The sequence below is a fragment of the Pantoea sp. GCM10028869 genome, assembly GCF_042666835.1.
Classification (GTDB): domain Bacteria; phylum Pseudomonadota; class Gammaproteobacteria; order Enterobacterales; family Enterobacteriaceae; genus Pantoea; species Pantoea leporis.
Genome location: NZ_JBHTGO010000002.1, coordinates 173418 through 200192 on the forward strand (window position 1 = coordinate 173418; position 26775 = coordinate 200192).

A 26775-nucleotide genomic window follows, 5' to 3' on the forward strand; every position below is an offset into this window, starting at 1 on the left:
GTGAAAATCGCTAAGCATACTTTTAGATCCGCATAGCATACCCATAAGGCTGCGCCTCAACAACTTTTCACGCCCTCGCCGGCCGGATTTCTGCCGAATGCGCCGCCGCTTTCACCCTTTTGTGATTTCTTAGGTTGCTGCCGATGCAATTGTGACAAAACCGCTAAACTTAACAGCAGTATCCGCAGCGGAAAGGAGAATAAAATGAATAACGTGGCGCAGGAATACCGTGCAACGATTGAAGCATTATCCCAACGATTGGATCATGGCGAGCGCGATGTTGATGCGCTGGTGGCCGAGGCGCGGCAAAGTTTGCTGGCGAAAAAAACGCTGTCACCCGCCGAGGTCAATGAAGTGATGCGCGCCGTGCGGCGCGATTTACACGAGTTTGCGCTGAGCTATCAGGAGTCTTCTGATGTGGTCGGCGATTCAGTGTTTTTGCGCGTGATTCGTGAAAGCCTGTGGAAAGAGCTGGCGGATATCACCGATAAAAGTCAGCTCGAGTGGCGTGAAGTGTTTCAGGATTTGCGCCATCACGGCGTCTACCAGAGCGGTGAAGTGGTGGGGCTGGGGAATTTAGTCTGTGAGAAGTGCGGCTTCACACGGGCGATTTATACGCCAGAGAGCTTAACGCGCTGCCCGGAGTGCGGGCACGATCAGTTCCAGCGCCAGCAGTTTGAACCCTGATTTTATGAACGAATAACCCCGCGCGATGAATCGCGCCGCTACGGGTACGAGCACTTATCGTAGCGGCGCAATTTATTGCGCTAATCAGTGCAGGATCTTTGCCAGGAAGTCTTTCGCACGATCGGATTGCGGATTGTTAAAGAAGTCATCCTTATTGGTGTCTTCAATAATTTTCCCTTCATCCATAAAGATGACGCGGTTAGCGACTTTGCGCGCAAAGCCCATTTCATGCGTTACCACCATCATGGTCATGCCTTCATTCGCCAGCTCAACCATCACGTCCAACACTTCGTTGATCATTTCAGGATCAAGTGCTGACGTCGGCTCATCAAACAGCATCGCCACCGGATCCATGCACAACGCACGCGCGATTGCTACGCGCTGCTGCTGGCCGCCGGAAAGCTGGCCTGGAAACTTATCCGCGTGCGCAGAGAGCCCAACGCGTTTTAACAAGCCCTGCGCTTTCTCACGCGAGGCCGCTTTATCACGCTTCAGCACTTTGACCTGCGCCAGCGTCAGGTTCTCGATGATGCTGAGATGAGGGAACAGCTCGAAATGCTGGAACACCATGCCCACTTTGCTACGCAATTGAGCGAGGTTGGTTTTTTTGTTATTCACTTCGGTGCCGGTCACCTGAATGCTGCCCTTTTGAATCGGCTCCAGCCCATTCACGGTTTTAATCAGCGTTGATTTACCTGAGCCAGACGGACCGCAGACCACCACCACTTCACCTTTTTTCACTTCGGTGGAGCAGTCGGTCAGCACCTGAAAGTGCCCATACCACTTTGAAACATTTTTCAGGCTAATCATTTAAACCGTCCTCTTTCTTTTCAGATAGGTAACCAACAGCGAAGCGCTCAGGCTGATCACAAAGTAGACCAGACCAGCAAACAAAATCATTTCAACCTGGGTTCCGTCACGCTCACCTATGGTTGAAGCGGTGCGGAAGAAATCGGCCAGGCTCAGTACATACACCAGCGAGGTATCCTGGAACAGCACGATGCCCTGCGTCAGCAGCAGCGGCACCATGGCGCGGAACGCCTGCGGCAATACGATCAGTTTCATCGATTGCCAGTGCGTCATGCCGAGCGCCAGCGCGGCATTGGACTGCCCGCGTGAGATGCTCTGAATACCGGCGCGGATGATTTCCGAGTAGTACGCGGCCTCAAATAGCGCAAATGCCACCATGGCAGAAATCAGGCGGATATCTGATTTAGGCGATAAGCCCAGCACCTGTTGCAGGAAGGCGGGCACCACCAAATAGAACCACAGCAGCACCATCACCAAGGGTACGGAGCGGAACAGGTTGACGTACAGCTTGGCAAACCAGCGTATCGGCGCAATTGGCGACAAGCGCATCACCGCCAAAATCGTGCCCCAGATAATGCCAAACACCACGGCAATCGCGGTGATCTTGAAGGTAATGATCAACCCATTCCACAAGTAAGGCAGGCTGGGAACAATTGAACTCCAGTCAAACTCGTACATTATTTGCCTCCCATATTGCCAGGCAGGCGAATTTTGCGTTCTACCACACTCATAATCAGCATGATCACCAGGTTAATGCCGACGTACGCCAGAGTGATGGCGGTAAAGGATTCATAGGCATGCGCGGAGTAATCCAGCAGCTTGCCGGCCTGCGCCGCCATATCCACCAGTCCGATGGTTGAGGCGATCGCCGAGTTCTTCACCAGGTTAAGCATTTCCGACGTCATCGGCGGCACAATCACGCGATAGGCATTCGGCAGCAGCACATAGCGATAGGTTTGCGGCAGCGTCAGGCCCATCGCCAGGCCGGCATTTTTCTGACCGCGTGGCAGCGACTGAATCGCCGCGCGTACCTGTTCACAGACGCGCGCTGCGGTGAACAAACCAAGGCAAATCGTCGAGGAGACGAAGAACTGAATATTAGGATCCAATTCTGACTTAAACCACATGCCCAGCTTTTCGCCCACCAGTTCTGGCGCAACCAGATACCAGAAGAAGAACTGCACAATCAGCGGGATATTACGGAATAGCTCCACGTAGCAGGTGCCAATTGCCGCCAACAGGCGGTTGGGCACGGTACGCAGAATGCCAAATAAGGAACCTACCAGGAAGGCGATAATCCAGGCGCAGCAGGACACCGCAATGGTGACCTGAAAACCGGACCACAGCCAGCCGAGGTAAGTCGTATTGCCGAACGGGGCCTGTTCAAGAAAAATGCCCCAGTTCCAATCGATACCCATAACGAGCTCCGGTAAAAAAAGGGTAGCGAGGCTACCCATAAGATTGTTGAGCGGTGTCTTGCATCCTGCTTCAGGGGAACGGCCTGTTACAGTCTGTCTGTCCGCACCGCATGTTCAGCAATCGAGAGGGCAGCGGGGCTGCCCTTGTTGTCGTTGTTAATTCAGAGTGCTTTGTCGTTCGGTGCTTTGAACAGGGCCTGCATATCGCTTGAGAGTTCGAAGTTCAGGTTCAGATTCTTCGGTGGAATCGGTTTTTTGAACCAGGTTTCAAACCATTTTGAGGCTTCGCCAGAGGTTTGCGCTTTAGCAATGGTTTCATCCATCAGCTGTTTGAACTGTGGATCCTGATTACGCAGCATGCAGCCGTAAGCTTCTTTCGACTGCGGTGTACCCACGATGTCCCAGTTGTCTGGCTTCTTGGCTTTGGCACGTTCACCTGCCAGCAGCGCGTCATCCATCATGAAGGCCACAGCACGACCGGTTTCCAGCGTACGGAAAGAATCGCCATGGTCTTTCGCGCTGATGATACGCATATCCATTTTTTGCTCGTCGTTCAGTTTGTGCAGCAGAACTTCTGAAGTGGTACCGGAGGTCACGACAACGGTTTTACCCTTCAGATCAGGGAAATCTTTGATGTCGCCGCCTTTTTTCACCAGCAGACGCGTACCGATGATGAACACGGTGTCAGAGAATGCCGCTTGCTTCTGACGCTCCAGGTTGTTGGTGGTAGAACCGCACTCAAAATCGTAAGTTCCGTTCTGCAACAGAGGAATACGGTTCTGCGAAGTAATCGGCAGCATTTTGATCTGCAAATCAGGCTTATTCAGTTTGGCTTTAATAGCCGCGATGATGGCGTTTGAATAATCCTGTGAATAGCCAACCACTTTTTGCTGGTTGTCATAGTAAGAAAAGGGAACTGATGATTCACGATGCCCAACGACGATCACGCCGCTATCATTGATTTTTTTCAGGGTACCGGTGAGATCTTCCGCCTGGGCCGCTCCCGCTGCTGCTCCCAACAGCAAAAGAGATAATGCCACTTTGCGTATCTGCATGTTCCAACTCCTTCGTATGGATGTCGCGCAGAACATAAACTGCGCAGATTGTGATGTTGTGTGTATTTCGTGCTGCTTTTTTTGTTATCCCATAGCGCAACTGCACGCAGGATAGTGATTAACATAGCGAATTGTTAACGCAATGAAACAAAAAAGTTTCTTTTTTGCGAGCCGCTCCGCACCAATAAAAGGCAAAAATTCCCCGATGCGCTAATAGAGTGCGCATCATTGCCATAAATTAGTGCGTAAAGGTTGCACTACGCTGACAAAAGCCGATGTTTGCGAAAATCACTGAAATAAATAGCAATGATCGTGCCAGCACGATGAAGAAGTGTGAAAAGCCAGCAGAGAATCGGGGAAAGCACCACGGAAGGAAGAGAAAACAGCGCATAAAAAAGGCGAAGTATTCACTTCGCCTTTTTGCATAGCTGCCTGAACTAGTGGCGACGGCGCAGAATGGCCACCACAATGCTAATCAACGTCACTAGCCACACTGGCCAGATGCCCGCTTTCGCATACGGCGTTTCACCCTTGGTTGGCGTGACTTTGGCTTCCAGCACATTGCGTGTGAACTGCGGCAACGCTTTCTCCACCTCACCATTGGCATTTACTACTGCGGTAACACCGTTATTGGTAGAGCGCAGTAACGGACGTCCCAGCTCCAGCGCACGCATGCGCGCCATCTGGAAATGCTGCCACGGTCCGATGGAGTGACCGAACCAGGCATCGTTGGAGACGGTCAGCAGGAAGTTGGTATCGGGACGGAAGTTGGCGCGCACTTGTTCGCCCAGCACGATCTCATAGCAGATAGCGCTGGTCAGGTGATAACCCGCTACTTTCAGCTGCGGCTGGACATAGGCGCCACGGCTGAAGGAGGACATCGGCAAATCGAAGAACGGCGCCAGCGGACGCAGCAACGCTTCCAGCGGCACAAACTCACCAAATGGCACCAGATGATTCTTCTGATAGCGGTTCTGGCTTTGATAGCTGTAAGGCAGCTCACCACCCAGCACAATTACCGAGTTATAGTCGTGATAGCGATTATCGCCTTCCACGCGAGAATCCACGATACCGGTAATCAGTGAGCTGCCGCGCGCGCGCAGGTCAGCATCCAGCGCCCGCAGGAACGGCTGCTGGTTGCTTTCCAGATCGGTAATCGCTGATTCGGGCCAGATAATGATCGGTGCTTTGCCGATAAACGGCTGGCTATAGGAGGTGTAAACGCGCAGCGTGTTCAGCAGTTGCTGCGGATCCCACTTCATCGACTGCGGAATATTGCCTTGCACCATCGCAACATCAACGCTGCGTTCCGGCAGCGGCTGATACCACTGCATCATGCGCAGCGGCCACGGCAGTAACAGCAGGAGCGCGGCGGCTATCAAGCTTTTCACGGTACGATGATGCAGCGCGTGCACCAGCAGGCCCGCGATCACCATTAACAGGAAGGTAATGGTTTCCACACCGGCCAGCGGCGCGAGGCCTTTTAGCGGACCGTCAATCTGGCTGTAGCCAAACTGCAGCCACGGAAAGCCGGTGAGCACCCAACCGCGCAGGAACTCGCTAATCTGCCACAGCGCGGGTGCCGCTAAAGCCAAACGCCAGATTGTGGCGCGCGGCCAGAAACGGTTGAGCAGGATGGCAAACAGCATCGGATAAAGCGACAGATAAGCCGCCAGCAGAATCACCAGTAAGATGTTTACCGGGCCGGGCATGCCGCCAAAGGTGGCGATGCTGACGTAAACCCAATTGATGCCGCTGCCAAACAGTCCAAAGCCCCAAGCGAAGCCGATTGCCGCAGCCTGCGCAGTGCGACGTTCCAGCAGCAACAGTTGCAGACCAAACAGCGAAATTATCGCCGCAGGCCAGAAATCGTAGGGGGAAAAGGAAAGGGTGCCAATGGCACCCGTAACTAACGCCAGCAGCAGGCGAACCCGCTGCTGCGAGTAAAGAGAGGCTAAAGCCATAAAGTTATTCGTCTTCCAGTTGCGGTTGTGGTGAGTCTTCCGGAATTTTTACATGCACCTGGATGATACGGCGGCTGTCAGCCATGGCGACTTTGAACTGATAGCCATCAATGACAATACTTTCGCCGCGAGCGGGAAGGTGGCCGAATCCCTGCATGACCAATCCGCCAATGGTATCGACTTCGTCATCGCTGAAATCGGTGCCAAAGACCTCATTAAAATCTTCAATTTGCGTTAAGGCGCGCATGGTATAGGTGTAACGATTGAGCTGGCGGATATCACGATCTTCTTCATCGTCATACTCATCTTCAATTTCGCCAACAATCAGCTCAAGAATATCTTCAATGGTCACCAGACCAGAGACGCCACCAAATTCATCAATGACAATCGCCATGTGATAACGCTGCGAGCGGAACTCCTTCAGCATGCGATCGACGCGCTTGCTTTCAGGAACCACCACGGCGGTGCGCAGCACTTTTTCCATGCTGAACGGCTCAGACGCGCTGGCCATAAACGGCAGCAGGTCTTTGGCCATCAAAATGCCTTCGACGTGGTCTTTGTCTTCGCTGATCACCGGGAAACGTGAGTGGGCGGATTCAATAATCACCGCAAGGCACTCTTCCAGCGTTTGGTTGCGTTTCAGGGTGATCATTTGCGAGCGAGGGATCATGATGTCGCGCACGCGCTGTTCGGCAATGTCCAGCACCCCTTCGAGCATGTCGCGGGTGTCCTGATCAATCAGCTCTTTTTGCTCAGAATCGCGGATTAACCCCAGCAGTTCATCACGGTTTTTAGGTTCACCGTGAAACAGTTGGTTGATTAACAGGGAGAAAAATCCCTTTTTACTACTGGGTGCGTCGCTGTTTTGAGAATGGTCGTCGCTCATGGCGTTTTTATTTCGTTCTCTCTAATGAGGGATTGGGGCTGCTGGCATCCGCGCCAGCAGCGCAATAACCTGAACCAGCGGCTCAGGCGTCTTCTTTCTCCGAAATGTACGGATCAGGATAACCAAGAGCAAGCATTATCTCGGTCTCCAGCGCCTCCATCTCTTCGGCTTCTTCATCTTCGATATGGTCGTAACCCAGCAGATGCAGCGTACCGTGCACCACCATATGCGCCCAGTGGGCTTCGACGGTTTTGCCTTGTTCAGCAGCCTCTTGCTCGACAACCTGACGGCAAATAATCAGATCGCCGAGCAGTGGCAGTTCAATCCCCGGCGGTGCTTCAAACGGGAATGACAGCACGTTGGTCGGCTTATCTTTGCCGCGATAAGTCAGATTAAGCTCATTACTCTCGGCTTCATCCACCAGACGAATCGTGACTTCGCTTTCTGGTTGAAACGGCGTTACCGCCGCTTCCAGCCAGCGTTGAAAATCACTCTCCGCTGGCAGATGGTTTTCATCGGCGCAGGCCAGTTGTAAATCAAGAATCACCGCGCTCATGAACGCTCCTGCGGGCTGGTTTGGCTGGCAAGCTGAGCCGCGATAGCTTCGCGTTTGCGCTCTTCTGCCTGTTGATCACGGCGTTTCTGGTCGGCGGTTTCCCAGGCTTCATAAGCATTCACGATGCGTGCGACAACCGGATGACGCACCACGTCTTCGCTGTGGAAAAAGTTAAAGCTAATCTCATCGACTTCTGCCAGCACTTCAATGGCGTGGCGCAGGCCGGATTTGGTGCTGCGCGGCAAGTCAATCTGCGTGATATCGCCGGTAATGACCGCTTTCGAATTAAAGCCGATACGCGTCAGGAACATCTTCATCTGTTCGATTGTGGTGTTCTGGCTCTCATCGAGAATCACAAAGGCGTCGTTCAGCGTGCGTCCGCGCATGTAGGCCAGCGGAGCCACTTCAATCACGTTGCGCTCAATCAGTTTCTCTACGCGCTCAAAGCCGAGCATTTCGAACAGCGCGTCGTAAAGCGGGCGCAGGTAGGGATCGACCTTCTGGCTGAGATCGCCGGGCAGGAAGCCGAGTTTCTCACCCGCTTCAACCGCCGGACGCGTCAGCAGAATACGGCGAATCTCCTGACGCTCCAGCGCATCCACTGCGGCAGCGACCGCCAGATAGGTTTTACCGGTACCTGCCGGGCCGATACCAAAGGTAATGTCATGCGAGAAGATATTGGCGATGTATTGGGCCTGGTTAGGCGTACGCGGTTTGATTACGCCACGCTTGGTTTTGATGTTCACCGCTTTGCCGAATTCCGGCACGCTCTCAGCGCTTTGTTCCAGAACGCCGCTCTCTTTGATTGCCAGGTGAATCTGGTCCGGTTCGATATCTTTGATCTGACCGCGCATTGGGGCGGTATCAACATACAGCGTGCGCAGGATATTGACGGCAGCGTCCACGCACAGCGAGCGGCCGGTAAGCGTGAATTGGTTGTCACGGCGTTTGATCTCAAGGCCCAAACGGCGCTCCAGCTGTTTCACATTGTCATCCATCGGACCGCACAAGCTCATCAGTCGTTGGTTATCTGCCGGTTCAAGGGCGATTTCACGCGTTTCGATATTCAAATGAATCCTTAAGGTCACTCAGGGCCAGTTGAAAAGGTGTGCCGGATGTCGAAGAGCAATCTCTCCGCATCTTTATGAAATTATTTATGGCGCTGCGCACTGGCGCAAGCTTCAGAGTCGATATTTGGGCAGCACTTGTGGAAAGCAAGGGCCTGGGGATGAAACAGGCGACAGCGCTTTGTGCGCTGTCGCTCAACGTTCGAGGTTTCAAGGCTGGAACAGTCCGACGCCGATGTCGTTCTCTTTGCGGGTACGCGCAATCACCGATGCCGGGCTTTCGGCCACACGGAGCGCCATTTGATCTTCGGTGCGCACCAGCACGCCGCGCAGGGAGCTGGCATAGACATCAACAATTTCGACATCAACAAACTTACCGATCATTTCAACCGGTGCTTCGAAGTTCACCACGCGGTTATTATCGGTGCGGCCGGTCAGTTCCATCACATTCTTACGCGAAATGCCTTCCACCAGCACGCGCTGCGTGGTGCCCAGCATGCGGCGGCTCCACGCCATCACCTGCTGATTGATGCGGTCCTGCAGGATGAAAAGACGCTGCTTTTTCTCCTCTTCCGTCACATCGTCGGGCAGATCGGCCGCCGGCGTGCCTGGGCGCATCGAGTAAATAAAGCTGAAGCTGACATCGAAATTCACTTCACCGACCAGCTTCATGGTCTGCTCAAAATCCTGCTGCGTTTCGCCGGGGAAACCGATGATGAAATCAGAGCTCAGCTGGATATCCGGACGTGCGGCTTTCAGCTTGCGGATAATCGCTTTGTACTCGAGTGCGGTGTGCGCGCGCTTCATCAGCGTCAGGATGCGATCTGATCCGCTCTGAACCGGCAGATGCAGGAAGCTCGCCAGCTCGGGCGTATCGCGGTAAACCTCGATGATGTCATCGGTAAATTCAATAGGATGGCTGGTGGTGAAGCGAATACGGTCAATGCCGTCGATCGCCGCCACTAAGCGCAGCAACTCAGCAAAGGTGCAGATATCGCCATCAAAGGTGGCGCCGCGATAGGCGTTGACGTTCTGGCCCAGCAGGTTGACTTCACGTACGCCCTGAGCGGCAAGCTGGGCGATTTCCAGCAGAATATCGTCGCTCGGACGGCTGACTTCCTCGCCGCGCGTGTAAGGCACCACGCAGAAAGTACAATATTTGTTGCAACCTTCCATGATCGACACAAAGGCGGTTGGGCCATCGGCGCGCGGTTCTGGCAGGCGATCAAACTTCTCAATTTCAGGGAAGCTGATGTCAACAACCGGGCTTTTACTGCCGCGCACGGTGTTAATCATCTCCGGCAGACGATGTAAGGTCTGCGGGCCAAAGACGATATCGACGTAACTGGCGCGCTGGCGCAGACGTTCACCTTCTTGTGAGGCCACGCAGCCACCCACGCCGATGATCAGATCGGGATTGGTCGCTTTCAGCTTTTTCCAACGGCCTAGCAGAGCAAAAACCTTCTCCTGCGCCTTTTCACGGATGGAGCAGGTGTTGAGCAGCAGAACGTCCGCCTCTTCAGCTTCCTCGGTAAGGGTGTAGCCGTGCGTACTGTTCAGCAGATCGGCCATCTTCGATGAATCGTATTCATTCATCTGACAGCCCCAGGTTTTGATGTGCAGTTTTTTGGTCATCGAACTAGCCATTGATTCAAGCGAAGTGCAGGGCGCGTATTGTAATGCTTCGACGCTGTTGTTACCAGGCTTCACGCATCTGCATCGCATCGCGCTGCTAATTTCCGGTACACTTTAGCTATCAACGTGATGCTGGAAGGTTTCACGGCAAAAAGAAGGATTAGAGTCGATGCAGGATTCACATTTTGATGTGGTGATCGTGGGCGGTGGCATGGTTGGTGCGGCGCTGGCGTGTGGCCTGGCGCAGCAGCAGTTTCGCGTAGCGGTCATTGAACGGGCAGAACCGGCAAGCTTTGATGCCAGCAGCGAGCCAGATGTGCGTATCTCCGCCATCGGTGCGTCGTCGGTGGCGCTGCTGCAGCAACTGGATGTCTGGCAACGTGTGCAGGCGATGCGCTGTGCGCCCTATCGCCAACTGGAAACCTGGGAGTGGCAAAACGCGCATGTGAAGTTTGATGCGGCGTCGCTTGGGTTGCCCGAGCTGGGCTTTATGGTGGAAAACAGCGTGCTGCAGCGTGCGCTGTGGGAAAAAATGCAGCAAGAGGGCATCACACTGATCTGCCCGGCGAGCTTGCAGGGTTTGCAGCCGCACAGCGCTGGCTGGCAGGTGCAACTCGATAACGGCCAAACGCTGGATGCGCGTTTAGTGGTCGGCGCAGATGGTGCTAACTCGCGTGTGCGCCAGTTAGCGGGTATTGGCGTGCGCGGCTGGAACTATGCGCAATCCTGCATGCTGATAAGCGTGGAGTGCGAGCAGGAGGCGGGCGATGCCACCTGGCAGCAGTTTACGCCGCAAGGGCCGCGCGCTTTCCTGCCGCTGTTTGATCGTCGTGCTTCGCTGGTGTGGTACGACGCACCCGCGCGTATCCGTCAGCTGCAAAGTTTGCCGCTCCCGCAACTAGAGAAAGAGATTTATGCTCACTTCCCGGCACGCGTTGGCCGTATTCAGGTCAAAACTGCGGCCTCTTTCCCGCTGGTGCGACGTCATGCTACGCGTTATGTGATGCCGGGATTGGCGCTGGTGGGGGATGCGGCGCACACCATCAATCCGCTGGCCGGGCAGGGCGTTAATCTGGGCTATAGGGATGTGGATGCGTTGATCACGACGCTGGTCGAGGCGCGCAACCAGGCGGAGCTCTGGTCATCGGATGCTGTGCTGCAGCGTTATCATCGTCAGCGTTACAAAGATAATTTACTGATGCAGGGCGGAATGGATCTGTTCTACTTCGCGTTTAGCAATAAACTGCCGCCGCTGCGTTTTGCGCGAAACCTGGCGCTGATTGCGGCGGAGAATGCCGGAGAGTTGAAACGTAAGGTGCTGCGTTACGCATTAGGTTTGTGATTGTATGGAGCGCATTGATGCGCTCTTGGTTAAAAGTTTGCTCGCCACTTTGCCAAACGCAGAAAACAATAAAGCCCGCATAAGCGGGCTTTATTGTGCAATTTGGCTGGGGTGCAGGGATTCGAACCCCGGAATGCTGGTATCAGAAACCAGTGCCTTACCGCTTGGCGACACCCCAATAGGTGTTTGATCAAATTGTCTTTTTATGGCTGGGGTGCAGGGATTCGAACCCCGGAATGCTGGTATCAGAAACCAGAGCCTTACCGCTTGGCGACACCCCAATAATTTGGTGGCTACGACGGGATTTGAACCTGTGACCCCATCATTATGAGTGATGTGCTCTAACCAGCTGAGCTACGTAGCCTTTGTACTGCTTACTGCGTCCGACGATGGCTGGGATACCTGGATTCGAACCAGGGAATGCCGGTATCAAAAACCGGTGCCTTACCGCTTGGCGATATCCCATTCGTCGACTTTGTATCCACAACATAATCCGGATTGGCTGGGGTACCAGGATTCGAACCTGGGAATGCTGGTATCAAAAACCAGTGCCTTACCGCTTGGCGATACCCCATCCGGCTGCCGAAGACTGAAATGGTGCGGGAGGCGAGACTTGAACTCGCACACCTTGCGGCGCTAGAACCTAAATCTAGTGCGTCTACCAATTTCGCCACTCCCGCAAAAAGATGGTGGCTACGACGGGATTTGAACCTGTGACCCCATCATTATGAGTGATGTGCTCTAACCAGCTGAGCTACGTAGCCATCTTTTTCGCGTAACCTTCATCGGCGTTGCGGGGCGCATTATGCGTATTGAGTCTTGTAGCGTCAACAATTTTTTTGCCGTTTTTCGCCTTAAAACGCCTGTTTGTCTGGCTTGTAACCAGGCTGGTGATTTATTCGGCTAATTTCACAGGCTATACGATAGATTGCATAAAAAAGGGGCTCGAATGAGCCCCATATCTTGTTGAGTAAAAACCTTATTTATACGCGGACTGATGCACACCTACGGCACGACCAGAAGGGTCATCCATGGATTTAAAGGCTTCATCCCACTCGATCGCTTTAGCCGAAGAACAGGCCACCGACGGACCGCCTGGCACACACTCTGCGGCGCTGGCGATCGGGAACAATTCCTCGAAGATCTCGCGATACAGATACGCTTCTTTCGAGTTCGGCGTGTTGTACGGGAAGCGGAAGTGCGCAGTCGACAGCTGTTGATCGGTGATTTGCTTCGCCGCCACTTCTTTCAGCGTATCTATCCAGCTGTAGCCCACACCATCAGAGAACTGCTCTTTCTGACGCCACGCCACGCTCTCCGGCAGGTAAGAAGAGAAGCATTCGCGCAGGATGTGTTTTTCCATCTTGCCGTTGCTGCCACAGAGTTTGTCTGCCGGGTTGATGCGCATCGCCACGTCGAGGAATTTCTTGTCGAGGAACGGCACACGCGCTTCCACGCCCCAGGCGGACATCGCTTTGTTGGCGCGAGCACAGTCAAACATGTGCAGAGCCAGCAGTTTACGTACGTTCTCTTCGTGGAATTCTTTGGCGTTTGGCGCCTTATGGAAATAGAGGTAGCCGCCAAAGACTTCATCCGCACCTTCACCGGACAACACCATTTTGATGCCCATCGCTTTGATCTTACGCGACATTAAATACATCGGCGTAGAGGCGCGAATGGTGGTCACATCATAGGTTTCGATGTGGTAAATCACGTCACGGATCGCATCCAGGCCTTCCTGCACGGTGAAATGGATTTCGTGGTGCACGGTACCGAGGTGTTCTGCGACTGATTTCGCTGCTTTCAGGTCTGGAGAACCTTCCAGGCCAACCGCGAAGGAGTGCAGCTGCGGCCACCATGCATCGCTCTTATCCGCATCTTCAACACGTTTCGCAGCAAAGCGTTTGGTCACGGCAGAGATGATGGATGAGTCCAGGCCGCCAGACAGCAGAACGCCGTAAGGCACGTCAGACATCAGGTGACTTTTTACTGACTCTTCCAGCGCATGTTTCAGCTCGGCGGCATCCGTGGTGTTGTGCTCAACAGCGGAATATTCCATCCAGTCACGCTGCCAGTAACGACGGATTTCACCATCGGCGCTCGACATGTAGCTTCCCGGCGGGAACTCTTTGATGCTGCGGCACACCGGCACCAGCGCTTTCATCTCGGAAGCGACATACAGGTTGCCGTGCTCGTCGTTGCCCATATACAGCGGGATAATGCCGATATGGTCGCGACCAATCAGATATTGTTGCTTCACGCTGTCCCACAGAATGAAGGCGAACATGCCTTGCAGCTCGTCGAGGAAATCGACACCTTTTTCCTGATACAGCGCGAGGATCACTTCACAGTCAGAACCGGTCTGGAAAGCGTAACGATCGCTCAACTCAGCACGCAGCGCCTGATGGTTGTAAATTTCGCCGTTAACAGCCAGTACGTGGGTGTGGTCAGCGTTATACAGCGGCTGTGCGCCGTTGTTAACGTCAACAATCGACAGACGCTCATGCACCAGAATGGCTTTATCATCCGCATAAACACCTGACCAATCCGGGCCGCGGTGACGCATCAGACGAGAAGATTCCAGCGCTTTCTTGCGCAGCTCAATAGGATCGCTTTTCAGATCCAGCACACCAAAAATTGAACACATAACTGACTCCTGATCTCACCTTGTGGCGAAGTTATTTCTACGTTTGTCCGGCAGCCTTGGCTGCGTGATGTATAAGAAAATGCGCTAAATGGCGGTGTTAGTGCAAGCAAAATTGCGATTCTTTGATAAAAAGAATGTTGATGGGCAAATAATATTGAATATTATTCAATTAATAAGCTTTTATTTTAGATGCCATCTAATAAAACTGCATTATCGTTCGTTTTGTAGGCATAAGGCGAGCGGTAAAGAAAGGCATAACCACAGAAAAAACAAAAGCCCTGCATAAGCAGGGCCATAAGAAGAGGTAATGGCTGGAATCAGAACAGGTCGATATCGGCGACCGATGGGTAAATCCAATCCGGGCGGAAAGGCATCGCATCAATATCACTCAGTGTGGAAACGCCAGACAGCACCAGAATGGTTTCCAGACCCGCCTGGAAGCCTGCCAGAATGTCTGTCCGCAGGTTATCGCCCACAATAACCGTCTCTTCCGAATGCGCATGCATTTTGTTTAACGCCGCGCGCATGATGTACGGACTCGGTTTTCCGACGTAAAACGGTTTACGGCCGGAGATGGTTTCGATACCGGCGCAGAGTGCTCCGCAGGCAGGAACAAAGCCGCGTGCATGTGTATCGGGATTAGTGGCGATAAAGCGGGCGCCATTGGCCACGAAGAAAGCGGCTTTATGCATCATTTCCCAATTGAAAGAGCGCGTTTCACCGACGATAACGAAATCTGGATTAACGTCGGTGATGGTGAAGCCAGCTTTATACAGCTCATGAATCAGCGCACCTTCGCCAATTACGTAGGCTTTTTTCCCTTCCTGACGGCGCAGGAAATCGGCGGTGGCCATCGCCGAGGTGTAAAACACCGAATCTGGTACGTCAATGCCGGCGTTGGCAAAGCGGTTCGCCAGATCCGGCGCGGTTTGCGAAGGATAGTTGGTCAACACCACCAACGGCATATCCTTCGCCAGAATTCGCTGCAGAAATTCTTTCGCGCCGGGAACGGCGGTATTGTCATGCATCAACACGCCGTCGATGTCACAGATTACGCTTTTAATCGTCATAGATTGCATCCGGTCGGGCCTGCTTGACAGCAGGCTGGTGATTACTCTTCCAGCAGATGTTGCAGCAAAATGCCATTCAGCATTGCGCGTTTTGCCAACGCAAAGGCGCCAATCGCCGAGCGATGATCGAGCTCGGAACGCACCACCGGCAGATTTTTACGAAAGGCAGGCAGCGTCTGCGTATTGATACACCCTTCAATAGCAGGAAACAGTACTTTATCCGCTTCAGTGATTTCACCGGCCAACACCACTTTTTGCGGATTGAACAGGTTGATGGCGATAGCAATCGCCTTGCCTAAATAGCGGCCGACATGTTCAATCACTTCGCACGCCAGCGCGTCGCCATGATTAGCGGCGCGGCAAATCTGCGGCATCAGGCAATCATTCAACGTTAATGAACTGGGATAGCCTTGATTCAGCAAGTGACGCACGCGGTTTTCAATCGCGCCGTTAGCCGCAATGGTTTCCAGGCAGCCAAAGTTGCCGCAGTGACAACGTTCACCCAGCGGATCAACCTGAATATGGCCAATCTCGCCCACGTTGCCGTTACTGCCGAGGAAAATGTGGCCGTTGGCGATGATTCCGGCACCGGTGCCGCGATGCAAACGCACCAGAATGGAGTCTGCGCAATCGCGACTTGCACCGAAGTAGTGCTCGGCCAGCGCCAGGCTACGGATGTCATGACCAACAAAGCTGGTGACGTTGAAGCGTTTTTTCAGGCTGGAAACCAGCGGCCAATGACTTACCGCGATGTGCGGCATGTAGCGAATGATGCCGTTAATGGGATCGACCAATCCGGGCAGAATCACCGAGATAGCAATCAGTTCATGAATCTTACGCTGATGCGCGGCCATAAAGGCGCTGATGGCATTGAACAGCGCGTTCTCCAGCGTTTCCTGCGTGCGCTCGGGCAGCGGATAATCTTCCTGCGCCAGCGATTTCCCGCTCAGATCAAACAGCGTCAACGTCGCGTCATTACGCCCTAAGCGCACGCCGATAGTATGAAAATGACGGGTTTCAGTAATGATGGAGATCGCGCGACGCCCACCGGTGGAGGCTTGTTGCTCCACCTCTTTGATAAGGCCGCGCTCAATGAGCTGGCGGGTAATTTTGGTGACACTGGCGGGCGCAAGCTGACTGTGTTCGGCAATCTGAATGCGCGAAATTGGCCCCTGCTGATCGATTAGCCGATAAACGGCTGCACTATTGAGTTGTTTAACAAGATCAACATTTCCTATTTGAGACTGGCCGCCAGTGGTCATTCAATGCTTACTCGCTGAGGACGTTGTCTCCGTTGACGAACGTCTTAGTGATTTGATAATCGCGGGTAAAGACAGTCAGGTTGGCGACTTTTCCTGCTTCGACCGTGCCTAACTGCTTCTCCACACCCATCGCCTGCGCTGGATAGAGCGTCGCCATACGCAGCGCTTCATCAAGAGCGATACCGCAATGTTCAACGCTGTTCTGCACCGCTTCAATCATGGTCAAGGCAGAACCGCTGAGCGTACCGTTCTCGTCAACGCACAGGCCATCGCGATAGTATATTGTTTTGCCTGCAAAAATAAATTGATCAATCGATGCGCCCGCCGGTGCTGTGGCATCCGTCACTAACACCAGCTTGTCGCCTTTAATGCGTTTTGCATTGCGCACATTAGCGTAATGGACATGTAAACCATCCGCAATGATGCCGCAGTATACATCAGGCGAATCAAACAGCGCACCGATCAGACCTGGCTCACGTCCAGCGAAGGTTGGCATGGCATTGTAGAGATGCGTAGCAAAGCTGACGCCCGCGCTGAAGCCAATTTTTGCTTCTTCATAGGTCGCGTTGGAGTGACCCGCTGACACGATGATGCCGGCATCACGCAGCTGACGAATCACCTCGCTGCCCGTATTTTCAGGTGCCAGCGTGACTTTAGTGATGACGTCGGCATTGGCGCAGAGGAAATCCACCAGCTCGGCATCCGGCAGGCGAATCAATTCAGGATTGTGCGTACCTTTTTTAGCTTTATTCAGCCACGGACCTTCCAGATGCAGGCCGATTGCCTGATTCTGATGCTTGGCCAGGTAAGCGCGCATGGTTTCGACTGCGCGTCTCATCAGCGCATCGGTGCTGGTAATCAGTGTTGGCAAATAGCTGGTGCAGCCTGATTTCTCGTTGGCGCGCTGCATGATCTCCAGCGTTTCAACGCTTAACGCATTGATGTCATCATTGAACTGCACGCCGCCGCAGCCGTTAAGCTGCAAATCAATAAAACCAGGAGCGATAAACGCACCAGCCACATCCTGCTGTGCAATTGCCGCGTCCAGGGCATCACGCGGACACACGCGCTCAATCAGGCCATCTGCAATCACAACTGCATGATTGTCCAGAATTTCATGACCAGTAAAAATCCGGCCGTTCACTAATGCGTACATCGTTTCTCTCTCCCGGCTAAGCCTGCTGCCTGAAAGCAGCAGGTTTTGTTACAACGTGTTTTCACACACCTTTCATATTTTCCGCTTCCATTTCGCGGAAATATTTCACGGTTTTCACTTTCAGTTCCATGGTGGCTGGCTCGTCACATACCACGACAGATTTGGCATGTAGCTGCAGGCAGCTGATGGTCCACATATGGTTGACGTTACCTTCAACCGCAGCCTGCAGCGCTTGCGCTTTCAGGTGGCCGGTAACCAGAATCATCACTTCTTCAGCATCCAGCAGCGTACCGACACCAACCGTCAGGGCGTATTTCGGCACCTGATCCACATCACCATTAAAGAAGCGTGAGTTTGCAATGCGCGTATCGTGCGTCAGGGTTTTGATGCGGGTACGTGAGGAGAGGGAAGAAGCCGGTTCGTTAAAGGCGATGTGACCATCGTTGCCCACGCCGCCCATAAACAGGTTAATTTTGCCGTAAGTGCGGATCTTCTCTTCGTATTGGCGACATTCTGCGTCAATATCTTCGGCATTACCATTCAGAAGATTGATATTTTGCTGTTGAATATCAACATGATCGAAAAAGTTACGGTACATGAAACTGTGGTAACTTTCCGGATGCTCTTTTGGCAGGCCAACGTACTCATCCATGTTGAAGGTGACGACGTGCTTGAAACTAACCTGGCCCGCTTTGTGCATATCGATCAGGTGCTTGTAAGCTTCCAGCGGTGTTCCACCGGTTGGCAGACCCAGCACGAAGGGACGTTCTGCGCTAGGCTTGAACGCATTAATGCGGTTAACAATGTGGCGTGCAGCCCATTTACCCACTTGGGTCGGTGTGGCCAAAGGGATCAGTCTCATGTCTTCACCTCAATTAAGATTAGGAATGTGGAGTTGCCGTTTCTCTGACAGTTTTTGCCCTTAAGCGTAATGCGTTTAAGCGTAGCCACCAGGGATAAGTGCGACTCGATATTTTTTATCATAAAATAAGTTTGTGGTGCTGGCTAGCATTTCGCATTATCAAACCACCATTTTGGTGATTAAAGTCACAGTTGTAGTGGTTTTAATTTGCGAGGCGAATTAATTTATCTTTACACTGCGCCTCGTGGTGAAAAGTGTCATCAAGGTACCGGGCGACGGGATAATAAAATCAACCTGCGCCACGGCAAAACGCCAGTCTCATAGGGGGAGAATAAGGTGAGTATTCTAGGATATCTGCAAAAGGTCGGCCGCGCGCTTATGGTGCCGGTAGCGACTCTGCCGGCAGCGGCAATCTTGATGGGCGTTGGATACTGGATTGATCCAGATAGCTGGGGCGCAGGCAATGCGCTGGCAGCACTGTTGATCAAATCCGGTTCGGCAATCATCGACAATATGCCAGTGCTGTTTGCCATTGGTGTGGCATACGGTATGTCAAAAGATAAAGACGGCGCTGCAGCGTTAACCGGTTTTGTCGGCTTTCTTGTTGTGACCACACTCTGTTCTCCGGCAGCGGTGGCAATGATTCAGAAGATGCCGGTGGAGCAAGTTCCCGCTGCCTTCGGTAAAATTAATAACCAGTTTGTTGGCATTCTTGTCGGGATTCTTTCTGCTGAAGTCTATAACCGCTTTAGTCATGTTGAACTGCCAAAAGCGTTGTCCTTCTTTAGCGGTCGCCGTCTGGTGCCGATCCTTGTATCGTTCCTGATGATCCTGGTTGCGTTCATTCTGATGTATATCTGGCCGATCATTTTCGGTGGACTGGTAAGTTTTGGTGAGCATATTCAGAAGCTGGGTTCCGTCGGTGCGGGCATCTACGCCTTCTTTAACCGTCTGCTGATTCCTGTTGGCTTACACCACGCATTGAACTCGGTATTCTGGTTCGATGTTGCCGGTATCAACGATATTCCTAAATTCCTTGGCGGCGCGCAGTCTATCGCTGAAGGTACAGGTATCCCAGGCATCACCGGTCGTTATCAGGCGGGCTTCTTCCCAATCATGATGTTTGGTCTTCCAGGTGCAGCGCTGGCAATTTACCACTGCGCACGCCCGGAAAACCGCGCTAAAGTCGGCGGCATTATGCTGGCGGCGGCCTTTGCCGCCTTCTTTACGGGTATCACTGAACCGCTGGAATTCTCCTTTATGTTCGTGGCGCCGGTGCTGTATGTGATTCACGCGGCACTGACCGGTCTTTCAGTTTTCATCGCCGCGAGCATGCAGTGGATTGCCGGTTTCGGCTTCAGTGCGGGTCTGGTGGATATGGTGCTGTCAACGCGTAACCCGCTGGCGGTGCACTGGTGGATGCTGATCCCACAAGGTCTGGTGTTCTTCGTTATCTACTACGTGGTATTCCGCTTCACCATCCAGAAATTCAACCTGATGACGCCGGGCCGCGAACTCTCTGCGGGCGATGAAACCGATGGTTATGACGTCAATGTCGATAACAGCGGCAACGGTGAAAGCCAAACTGAATCTCTGGCGCGTCGTTATATTGCGGCGGTAGGTGGCTCAGAAAACCTGACCAACATCGATGCCTGTATCACACGTCTACGTCTGAACGTTAAAGATTCCGCGCAGGTTAATGAAGGTGTCGCTAAACGTCTCGGTGCTTCAGGTGTGATTCGTCTGAACAAGCAGAGCGTACAGGTTATTGTCGGTACACAGGCGGAAAGCATTGCAACAGCAATGAAAACCGTACTGAGCAAAGGTCCAGTTGCGGCATCTGCCGCGGCGTCAACGGCTGCTCCTGCTGCTGCAGTAAAACCGCAGGCGGTGCTGAACAGCGAAAAAGCCGTGATTGCTACGCTGCTGGCGCCAGTAACCGGTGACATCGTTGCGCTGGAAAATGTGCCTGACGAAGCATTCGCCAGCAAGGCAGTCGGTGATGGTCTGGCCATCAAGCCAACCGGCAAAACCGTGGTTGCGCCAACCGCCGGAACTGTGGTGAAGATCTTCAACACCAACCATGCGTTCTGCCTTGAGGCGGAAAACGGCGTCGAGATCGTGGTACATATGGGGCTGGATACAGTAGCGCTGGAAGGCAAAGGCTTCACGCGTCTGGTTGAAGAGGGCGCAACGGTCACTGCAGGTCAGCCAATCCTGGAAATGGATCTGGACTTCCTCAATGCCAACGCCCGCTCGATGATCAGTCCGGTTGTTGTCAGCAATAGCGATGATTTCGCTGGTCTGAATTTACTGGCAACCGGTTCAGTGGTTGCAGGTGAAACCCCGCTGTACGAGGTTAAAGGCTAAGTCCTTGTGATTGAGCCAGAAGGCAGGAAGCGATTCCTGCCTTTTTTGTTTTAAAACGACCAACAAACGGTTGTTTCCCTCCTGCGCTTTGTGGATCATACTCCGTTACTTCGTGGTACAAATCACCCGTTATAGTTTTTGAGGATTTTGAGATGAGTGAGGCTGAAGCCCGCCCAACGAACTTTATTCGTCAGATCATCGACGAAGATTTGGCGAGCGGTAAGCACAACAGTGTGCATACCCGTTTCCCGCCTGAGCCCAATGGTTATCTGCATATTGGCCATGCGAAATCTATCTGCCTGAACTTTGGTATCGCGCAAGACTATCAAGGTCAGTGCAATCTGCGTTTCGACGACACTAACCCAGTTAAAGAAGATCTGGAGTTTGTCGAATCCATTAAGCGTGACGTGCAATGGCTGGGCTTTGAGTGGAGCGGCAACATTCGTTACTCCTCAGACTACTTCGACCAACTGTTCAACTATGCGGTTGAGCTGATCAACAAAGGTCTGGCTTACGTTGATGAACTTTCGGCGGATGAGATCCGTGAGTATCGCGGTTCACTGACGGCGCCGGGTAAAAACAGCCCATACCGCGATCGCAGCGTGGAAGAAAACCTGGCGCTGTTCCAGAAGATGCGCGATGGCGGTTTCGAAGAGGGCAAAGCCTGTTTGCGTGCCAAAATCGACATGGCGTCCAGCTTTATCGTGATGCGCGATCCGGTACTGTACCGCATTAAGTTTGCCGATCACCATCAGACCGGCAGCAAGTGGTGCATCTACCCGATGTACGACTTCACTCATTGCATTTCGGATGCGATCGAAGGCATTACGCACTCTCTCTGCACGTTGGAGTTCCAGGATAATCGTCGTCTGTATGATTGGGTGCTGGATAACATCACCATTCCGGTTCATCCGCGTCAGTACGAGTTCTCACGCCTGAATCTGGAATATGCGGTGATGTCGAAGCGTAAACTGACTCAGCTGGTGAGCGAGAAGGTGGTAGAAGGCTGGGACGATCCGCGCATGCTAACCGTTTCGGGTCTGCGTCGTCGTGGTTATAGCGCCGCTTCTATCCGTGAGTTCTGCCGCCGTATTGGTGTGACCAAACAGGACAATATCGTGGAGATGGCTTCACTGGAATCGTGCATTCGTGACGATCTCAATGAAAACGCACCGCGTGCGATGGCGGTAATGGATCCGTTGAAAGTGGTGATCGAGAACCTGCCTGCAGGTCACGATGAGATCATCACTATGCCGAATCATCCGAACAAACCGGAAATGGGCACGCGTGAAGTGCCATTCAGCCGTGAAGTGTGGATCGATCGCGCTGACTTCCGTGAAGAAGCCAACAAGCAGTACAAGCGTTTGGTGCTGGGTAAAGAAGTGCGTCTGCGTAATGCTTACGTGATCCGTGCCGAACGTGTGGCGAAGGATGCTGAAGGCAATATTACCTGCATCTATTGTACTTGCGACGTTGATACGCTGAGCAAAGATCCGGCCGATGGCCGTAAAGTGAAAGGCGTTATCCATTGGGTTTCTGCAATCCACGCGCTGCCAGCGGAATTCCGCCTGTACGATCGTCTGTTCAGTGTGCCAAATCCGGGCACGGCTGAGGATTTCCTCACCACCATCAACCCAAACTCACTGGAAATCAAACAGGGCTTCGTTGAGCCTGGTTTACGTGCTGCCGATTCGATGGCACCGTACCAGTTCGAACGTGAAGGCTATTTCTGTGCTGATAGCGTCTATTCACAGCCCTCCAGGCTGGTGTTTAACCGCACCGTAGGTTTGCGTGATACCTGGGCAAAAATCGGCGATTAATAGTTTTAGTCGCGAGCACGATAAGATCATGAAAGGGCGAGCAATCGCCCTTTTTTATTATCTCAATTTGGCCAGATACGACCTTTTATGCTGCACGCCTCAATCCGCCTTTAATTCCCTATTTGCGACTATTCTGACTTTAGAAAAATTAACCCATTTGGCAGTGTGAAAAACTTTTTTTCAGGTAGGCTATGCGCTCTCAGACGTTGCTCTGCGGCTTATCTAAGGAAAAAAAATGACAACTCTCGCCCAGGAAGCCAGGCATAGCGTGGTGGTTTTACATCAGCTTATTGAACGTATTTTCAATCAGGCGGAAGGCAGCGACGACAGCATTGATCTGTTTTTATCGCACTTTCATCCCGATTTCAAAATGGTCACGCCGCAAGGCAAACGATTGGACCTCAATGAAATGGAAGTGCTGTTTCGCCAGTTGCAGGGGCAGCGTGAAGGCATGCGCATTGCCACCAGTGAGCACGCCATCATCTCGCAGCAAAGCGAGGAAGTGACGATTCAGTATCGTGAATTACAGATGATGAACGGCATCAATCAGAGCCGCATTTCACTGGCGGTATTGGATTGCAGCACCGCCATTCCGCGCTGGCGCTACCTGCAGGAAACGCTTGTCGCCTGATTACAGGCATAAAAAAACCGGCTCAAGCGCCGGTTTTTTTTATACTGCATAGCACACTCAATTACTTATCGTGGAGCGTATCGTCTTCGCGGCAGTCTCCCAGAGCACAATGACCGTACAGGTACAGGCTGTGGTTGCTGAGCTTAATGCCGTGGCGAGTGGCAATTTCACGCTGACGCGTTTCGATTGATTCATCGCTGAATTCGATAACTTTGCCACAATCCAGGCAGATTAAGTGATCGTGGTGATGCTGCTGAGTCAGTTCGAAGACAGATTTACCGCCTTCAAAGTTGTGACGGGTTACGATGCCCGCGTCGTCAAACTGGTTAAGAACGCGATACACCGTTGCCAGACCAATCTCTTCGCCCATATCAATCAGGCGCTTATACAAATCTTCCGCACTGACGTGATGGGACTCTGGGCCGGGTCCCTGAAGCACTTCCAGAATTTTCAGTCTGGGTAGCGTGACTTTCAGGCCAGCCTTCTTCAATGCGGAGTTGTTGTCAGTCATGCGGATATTGTCCTGTTACTTTGCTAGTCACTTGCGGCGCAGGGGCCTTGAATGTTTAGGTCAACGCGCATTCTCATTTGCGTCTCATTATAGAACTCAAGCAGTGAAATGAAAACCAAGGCAACGTCCTTAATCACCAAAGGTTGTAAGGATATCGTCACTAACGTCTTCAAGACGCTTGGGTTTTGGATTCCATTTCACTCAGCCTCATTCTACTGCCAGAGGAATAAGCGGATGACCATTGCGGGTATTCTACAGATTTGCGGGGAAAAGTTAAAAAACCGTAGCTATTATTTTTATAGGAGATTCCGTTACCCGATGTGAGGCAGTGCGCACATCGGGCAGAGCAGGGAATTAAGCTTCAATAATCTCTTTCAGCTGCAGCTCATCAAAGATCTGCTTCACCCACTTCTCAACGCGTTCGTTGGTCAATTCCGGCTGACGGTCTTCGTCAATGGCCAAACCAAGGAAGTTTTTGTCATCGGCCAGGCCTTTAGAGGCTTCGAAGTGATAGCCTTCGGTTGGCCAGTGACCGACGATCACCGCACCATTCGGCTCAATGATGTCACGGATAGTGCCCATCGCATCACAGAAGTACTCGGCGTAATCTTCCTGATCGCCACAACCAAACAGCGCTACCAGCTTACCATTGAAATCAATCTCTTCCAGCGTCGGGAAGAAATCGTCCCAGTCACACTGCGCTTCGCCGTAATACCAGGTTGGGATACCCAGCAGCAGGATGTCGAACGCTTCGAGATCTTCTTTGGTGCTCTTAGCAATGTCATGCACTTCGGCGACATCTTTACCCAGTTGTTTCTGGATCATCTTTGCAATGTTTTCAGTGTTGCCGGTATCGCTGCCGAAGAAAATGCCTACGATTGCCATGGGTTAGGTAACCTCTTAAATCCTGATTGTGAAAGTAAGTCAGTTGACTGCACAGTTATGCGAATAATAGCAGACCGGTAAAAAGTGCGGAACGTATAAAGCCGTGACTTTGTGTTCCAGCGTGCGGTCTTCGCGCGTTACGACAGTTTGAGCTGTGCCAGCAGCATTTGTTCAATCAATTCGCTGCGACTGATGTTTTGCTGATCGGCCAGCGTGCTGAGGGCGTCAACCGCCTCGCTCGACATCTTCAGCTCAACACGACGCAGCCCACGCACTTTATCGCGCTTGAGCTGATTGCGTTTGTTGATGCGTAACTGTTCATCACGCGTCAGCGGGCTGGTTTTCGGGCGACCAGGACGCCGCTCGTCTGCGAAGAGATCAAGCGTAGTGCGGTCTGTCTGTTCTTTTGCCATGGTTTGTAAAACTGAGTGGGCGCGAACGGCGGAAAGGCGCTGCGCGATTAAAACATTATCGGCCCGACCACGGCGAAAAAATATCCGTGGCAAATTTTTAGCGCGACATCATACTCCAGCGCCTTCCCTGACGCCAACCCTAAAGCGCAAGCGGCAAGCTTTTGCTTTTACAGGTTAAAAAAACGCCGAACGGCGCGTAACACCGCATCGGGTTTCTCGGCGTGCACCCAGTGTCCAGCACCGCTGATCACATGTGCATGTGCCTGCGGGAACTGACGCAGCAGCGCATCGCGATGCTGATTATCCAGATAAGGCGAGTCGCCGCCGCGGATAAACAGCGCCGGATGCGGCCACGCAGGAATCTCTTCCCAGCCGGAAATGGTGCTGTAGTTATCCCACAGCACCGGCACATTAAAGCGCCATTCGCCCTCTGCGAAAGATTTGAGGATGAACTGGATCACGCCTTCTTCATCAATATGCTGACGCATTACTTCAGCGGCTTCGCTGCGGCGCGTGACGCCCGCGGCGCTCACGGCCCGGATAGCGGCAAAAATTTCGTCATGGCGGCGCGTTTGGTAATCAACGGGCGCGATATCGATCATCACCATTTTATCGATACGTTCCGGCGCGATGGCACTGAGCGCCATGGCGATTTTGCCGCCCATCGAGTGTCCGATTACACCCGCGCGATCGATATGGTGCGCATCCAGCGTTTCGACAATGTCCTGCGCCATCACGTGATAATTCATCTCATCGCTACGCGCCGACAAGCCGTGATTGCGCACGTCAACTTGCAGCGTCGGACGTGCATCACGCACCCCACGCGCCAGCACGCCAAGGTTATCAAGGCTGCCAAAAAGACCATGGATCAACAGAATCGGCGTGGCATTGGGGGCAGATTGTTCAGTTTGCAGACGGGCGTTCAAAATCATGGCTAAAGTTCTTACGGTTGTGACCTTGGCTTAGGTTATCATGGATTCACCTGTCCAGCAGTCAGGCCGGTGGGCATTAGGGCATATTCCGACTTTTGCCCGTAAACGTTGCCAACGCTATCGGCTGCCACGGATTTAACTTTATAATCCTTATGTTAGAACCCGCTCACGTTTTGCACGACTGGATTTTGCTAAGGCCGTTGCAAGAATGCGTGGTTCTGTCATTTGCCAGAATCGTACGGAAAAAGATGAAAACGATTGAAGTTGACGAAGAACTCTACCGTTATATTGCCAGCCACACGCAGCACATTGGTGAAAGCGCCTCAGATATTTTGCGCCGCATGTTGAAGTTCACCGCCGGACAGAGCGCACCCGCTGCGCCCGCCGCTGGTGCATTAATGAAAGAAGCGCAACCTGCCAGCCGTGAAGCGCGTCCTCAGGATCGCGTCCGTGCGGTACGTGAGCTGCTGCTTTCCGATGAATATGCCGAGCAGAATAAGGCGGTTAACCGCTTCATGTTGGTACTGTCAACGCTCTATCGTCTTGATCCGGCTGCGTTTGCTGAAGCTACTGCCTCGCTGCAGGGCCGTACCCGCGTCTACTTTGCGGGCGACGAGCACACGCTGCTGCAAAATGGCACCCATACCAAGCCGAAGCACGTTCCCGGCACACCGTACTGGGTGATCACGAACACCAATACAGGTCGCAAATGCAGCATGGTGGAACACATCATGCTGGCTATGCAGTTCCCACAGGAACTGACAGAGAAAGTTCGCGGCACCATTTAACTGAAGCG

Annotated in this window: 24 protein-coding genes and 7 tRNA genes; 6 read left to right on the plus strand and 25 right to left on the minus strand. The window is 52.8% G+C overall.

Annotated elements, in window-relative coordinates; translation table 11 throughout:
* Nucleotides 1–204 precede the first annotated feature (204 nt).
* On the plus strand, nt 205–687 hold the full coding sequence (locus ACFQW4_RS04990) for a zinc ribbon-containing protein (protein ID WP_377724184.1): 483 nt from the start codon (nt 205–207) through the stop codon (nt 685–687).
* Between the two features lie 84 nt (nt 688–771).
* Here ACFQW4_RS04990 and ACFQW4_RS04995 read toward each other — a convergent pair whose 3' ends face one another.
* From ACFQW4_RS04995 to miaB, 9 genes are all read right to left on the minus strand, one after another.
* Nucleotides 772–1497 carry an amino acid ABC transporter ATP-binding protein gene (locus ACFQW4_RS04995; protein WP_008103661.1) on the minus strand — a complete coding sequence of 242 codons (726 nt, stop codon included), beginning with the start codon at nt 1495–1497 and terminating at the stop codon, nt 772–774.
* Nucleotides 1498–2175: a glutamate/aspartate ABC transporter permease GltK gene (gene gltK / locus ACFQW4_RS05000; protein WP_101763247.1), complete on the minus strand. Its 678-nt coding sequence runs from the start codon at nt 2173–2175 to the stop codon at nt 1498–1500.
* A complete protein-coding gene (locus ACFQW4_RS05005) occupies nt 2175–2915 on the minus strand; it encodes an amino acid ABC transporter permease (protein ID WP_061717388.1) in 741 nt (246 codons plus the stop codon). The genes gltK and ACFQW4_RS05005 overlap by 1 nt, the downstream gene beginning before the upstream one ends.
* Before the next feature lie 161 nt (nt 2916–3076).
* Entirely contained in the window at nt 3077–3970 is an 894-nt protein-coding gene (locus ACFQW4_RS05010) for a glutamate/aspartate ABC transporter substrate-binding protein (RefSeq protein ID WP_101763246.1), read from the minus strand.
* A 437-nt stretch (nt 3971–4407) separates the two neighbouring features.
* Nucleotides 4408–5934, minus strand: a complete 1527-nt coding sequence (gene lnt / locus ACFQW4_RS05015; RefSeq protein ID WP_217547262.1) for an apolipoprotein N-acyltransferase — start codon at nt 5932–5934, stop codon at nt 4408–4410.
* Nucleotides 5935–5938: 4 nt separating this feature from the next.
* Nucleotides 5939–6820, minus strand: coding sequence for a CNNM family magnesium/cobalt transport protein CorC (gene corC, locus ACFQW4_RS05020; RefSeq protein WP_176971375.1), 882 nt, complete (start codon nt 6818–6820; stop codon nt 5939–5941).
* A gap of 82 nt (nt 6821–6902) precedes the next feature.
* Nucleotides 6903–7376 carry an rRNA maturation RNase YbeY gene (ybeY, locus tag ACFQW4_RS05025; protein ID WP_008103651.1) on the minus strand — a complete coding sequence of 158 codons (474 nt, stop codon included), beginning with the start codon at nt 7374–7376 and terminating at the stop codon, nt 6903–6905.
* A complete protein-coding gene (locus ACFQW4_RS05030; RefSeq protein WP_101763243.1) occupies nt 7373–8446 on the minus strand; it encodes a PhoH family protein in 1074 nt (357 codons plus the stop codon). The genes ybeY and ACFQW4_RS05030 overlap by 4 nt, the downstream gene beginning before the upstream one ends.
* A 207-nt stretch (nt 8447–8653) precedes the next feature.
* Complete coding sequence (gene miaB / locus ACFQW4_RS05035; protein ID WP_192236637.1) at nt 8654–10078, minus strand: tRNA (N6-isopentenyl adenosine(37)-C2)-methylthiotransferase MiaB; 1425 nt, start codon at nt 10076–10078, stop codon at nt 8654–8656.
* Between the two features lie 169 nt (nt 10079–10247).
* On the opposite strand from miaB, the gene ubiF reads away from it, so the two are divergent.
* On the plus strand, nt 10248–11420 hold the full coding sequence (ubiF, locus tag ACFQW4_RS05040; protein ID WP_377724190.1) for a 3-demethoxyubiquinol 3-hydroxylase: 1173 nt from the start codon (nt 10248–10250) through the stop codon (nt 11418–11420).
* A 103-nt stretch (nt 11421–11523) separates the two neighbouring features.
* Here ubiF and ACFQW4_RS05045 read toward each other — a convergent pair.
* The 12 genes from ACFQW4_RS05045 to nagB form a co-directional block, all read right to left on the minus strand.
* A tRNA-Gln gene (locus ACFQW4_RS05045) sits at nt 11524–11598 on the minus strand.
* A 28-nt stretch (nt 11599–11626) separates the two neighbouring features.
* A tRNA-Gln gene (locus ACFQW4_RS05050) sits at nt 11627–11701 on the minus strand.
* A gap of 6 nt (nt 11702–11707) precedes the next feature.
* A tRNA-Met gene (locus tag ACFQW4_RS05055) sits at nt 11708–11784 on the minus strand.
* 26 nt (nt 11785–11810) lie between these two features.
* A tRNA-Gln gene (locus ACFQW4_RS05060) sits at nt 11811–11885 on the minus strand.
* A gap of 34 nt (nt 11886–11919) precedes the next feature.
* Nucleotides 11920–11994: transfer RNA gene (locus ACFQW4_RS05065), tRNA-Gln, on the minus strand.
* Between the two features lie 21 nt (nt 11995–12015).
* Nucleotides 12016–12100, minus strand: a tRNA-Leu gene (locus tag ACFQW4_RS05070).
* 7 nt (nt 12101–12107) lie between these two features.
* A tRNA-Met gene (locus ACFQW4_RS05075) sits at nt 12108–12184 on the minus strand.
* A 215-nt stretch (nt 12185–12399) separates the two neighbouring features.
* Nucleotides 12400–14067: an asparagine synthase B gene (gene asnB / locus ACFQW4_RS05080; protein ID WP_008107047.1), complete on the minus strand. Its 1668-nt coding sequence runs from the start codon at nt 14065–14067 to the stop codon at nt 12400–12402.
* Between the two features lie 317 nt (nt 14068–14384).
* Entirely contained in the window at nt 14385–15137 is a 753-nt protein-coding gene (locus ACFQW4_RS05085) for an HAD-IIA family hydrolase (RefSeq protein ID WP_101763240.1), read from the minus strand.
* A gap of 41 nt (nt 15138–15178) precedes the next feature.
* Nucleotides 15179–16399, minus strand: a complete 1221-nt coding sequence (locus ACFQW4_RS05090) for an N-acetylglucosamine repressor (protein WP_101763239.1) — start codon at nt 16397–16399, stop codon at nt 15179–15181.
* Between the two features lie 7 nt (nt 16400–16406).
* Nucleotides 16407–17555 carry an N-acetylglucosamine-6-phosphate deacetylase gene (nagA, locus tag ACFQW4_RS05095; RefSeq protein ID WP_222233135.1) on the minus strand — a complete coding sequence of 383 codons (1149 nt, stop codon included), beginning with the start codon at nt 17553–17555 and terminating at the stop codon, nt 16407–16409.
* Between the two features lie 61 nt (nt 17556–17616).
* A complete protein-coding gene (gene nagB / locus ACFQW4_RS05100) occupies nt 17617–18417 on the minus strand; it encodes a glucosamine-6-phosphate deaminase (RefSeq protein WP_377724194.1) in 801 nt (266 codons plus the stop codon).
* Between the two features lie 342 nt (nt 18418–18759).
* Between nagB and nagE the strand changes: the two genes are divergently transcribed.
* The 3 genes from nagE (at nt 18760) to ACFQW4_RS05115 (ending at nt 23238) form a co-directional block, all read left to right on the plus strand.
* Complete coding sequence (nagE, locus tag ACFQW4_RS05105; RefSeq protein ID WP_137386855.1) at nt 18760–20787, plus strand: N-acetylglucosamine-specific PTS transporter subunit IIBC; 2028 nt, start codon at nt 18760–18762, stop codon at nt 20785–20787.
* A gap of 152 nt (nt 20788–20939) precedes the next feature.
* Entirely contained in the window at nt 20940–22607 is a 1668-nt protein-coding gene (gene glnS, locus ACFQW4_RS05110; protein WP_217547256.1) for a glutamine--tRNA ligase, read from the plus strand.
* Between the two features lie 235 nt (nt 22608–22842).
* Nucleotides 22843–23238 carry a hypothetical protein gene (locus ACFQW4_RS05115; protein WP_210081547.1) on the plus strand — a complete coding sequence of 132 codons (396 nt, stop codon included), beginning with the start codon at nt 22843–22845 and terminating at the stop codon, nt 23236–23238.
* A gap of 61 nt (nt 23239–23299) precedes the next feature.
* Here ACFQW4_RS05115 and fur read toward each other — a convergent pair whose 3' ends face one another.
* From fur to ybfF, 4 genes are all read right to left on the minus strand, one after another.
* Nucleotides 23300–23749, minus strand: a complete 450-nt coding sequence (fur, locus tag ACFQW4_RS05120) for a ferric iron uptake transcriptional regulator (RefSeq protein ID WP_007890672.1) — start codon at nt 23747–23749, stop codon at nt 23300–23302.
* Nucleotides 23750–24103: 354 nt separating this feature from the next.
* Nucleotides 24104–24634 carry a flavodoxin FldA gene (gene fldA, locus ACFQW4_RS05125; protein ID WP_110865727.1) on the minus strand — a complete coding sequence of 177 codons (531 nt, stop codon included), beginning with the start codon at nt 24632–24634 and terminating at the stop codon, nt 24104–24106.
* Nucleotides 24635–24771: 137 nt separating this feature from the next.
* Nucleotides 24772–25047 carry a LexA regulated protein gene (gene ybfE, locus ACFQW4_RS05130; protein WP_007890670.1) on the minus strand — a complete coding sequence of 92 codons (276 nt, stop codon included), beginning with the start codon at nt 25045–25047 and terminating at the stop codon, nt 24772–24774.
* A 167-nt stretch (nt 25048–25214) separates the two neighbouring features.
* The gene (ybfF, locus tag ACFQW4_RS05135; RefSeq protein ID WP_110865728.1) at nt 25215–25979 is read right to left on the minus strand and encodes an esterase; all 765 of its coding nucleotides are present in this window, start codon (nt 25977–25979) and stop codon (nt 25215–25217) included.
* A 248-nt stretch (nt 25980–26227) separates the two neighbouring features.
* Between ybfF and seqA the strand changes: the two genes are divergently transcribed.
* Complete coding sequence (gene seqA, locus ACFQW4_RS05140) at nt 26228–26767, plus strand: replication initiation negative regulator SeqA (protein WP_377724201.1); 540 nt, start codon at nt 26228–26230, stop codon at nt 26765–26767.
* Nucleotides 26768–26775: the final 8 nt, after the last annotated feature.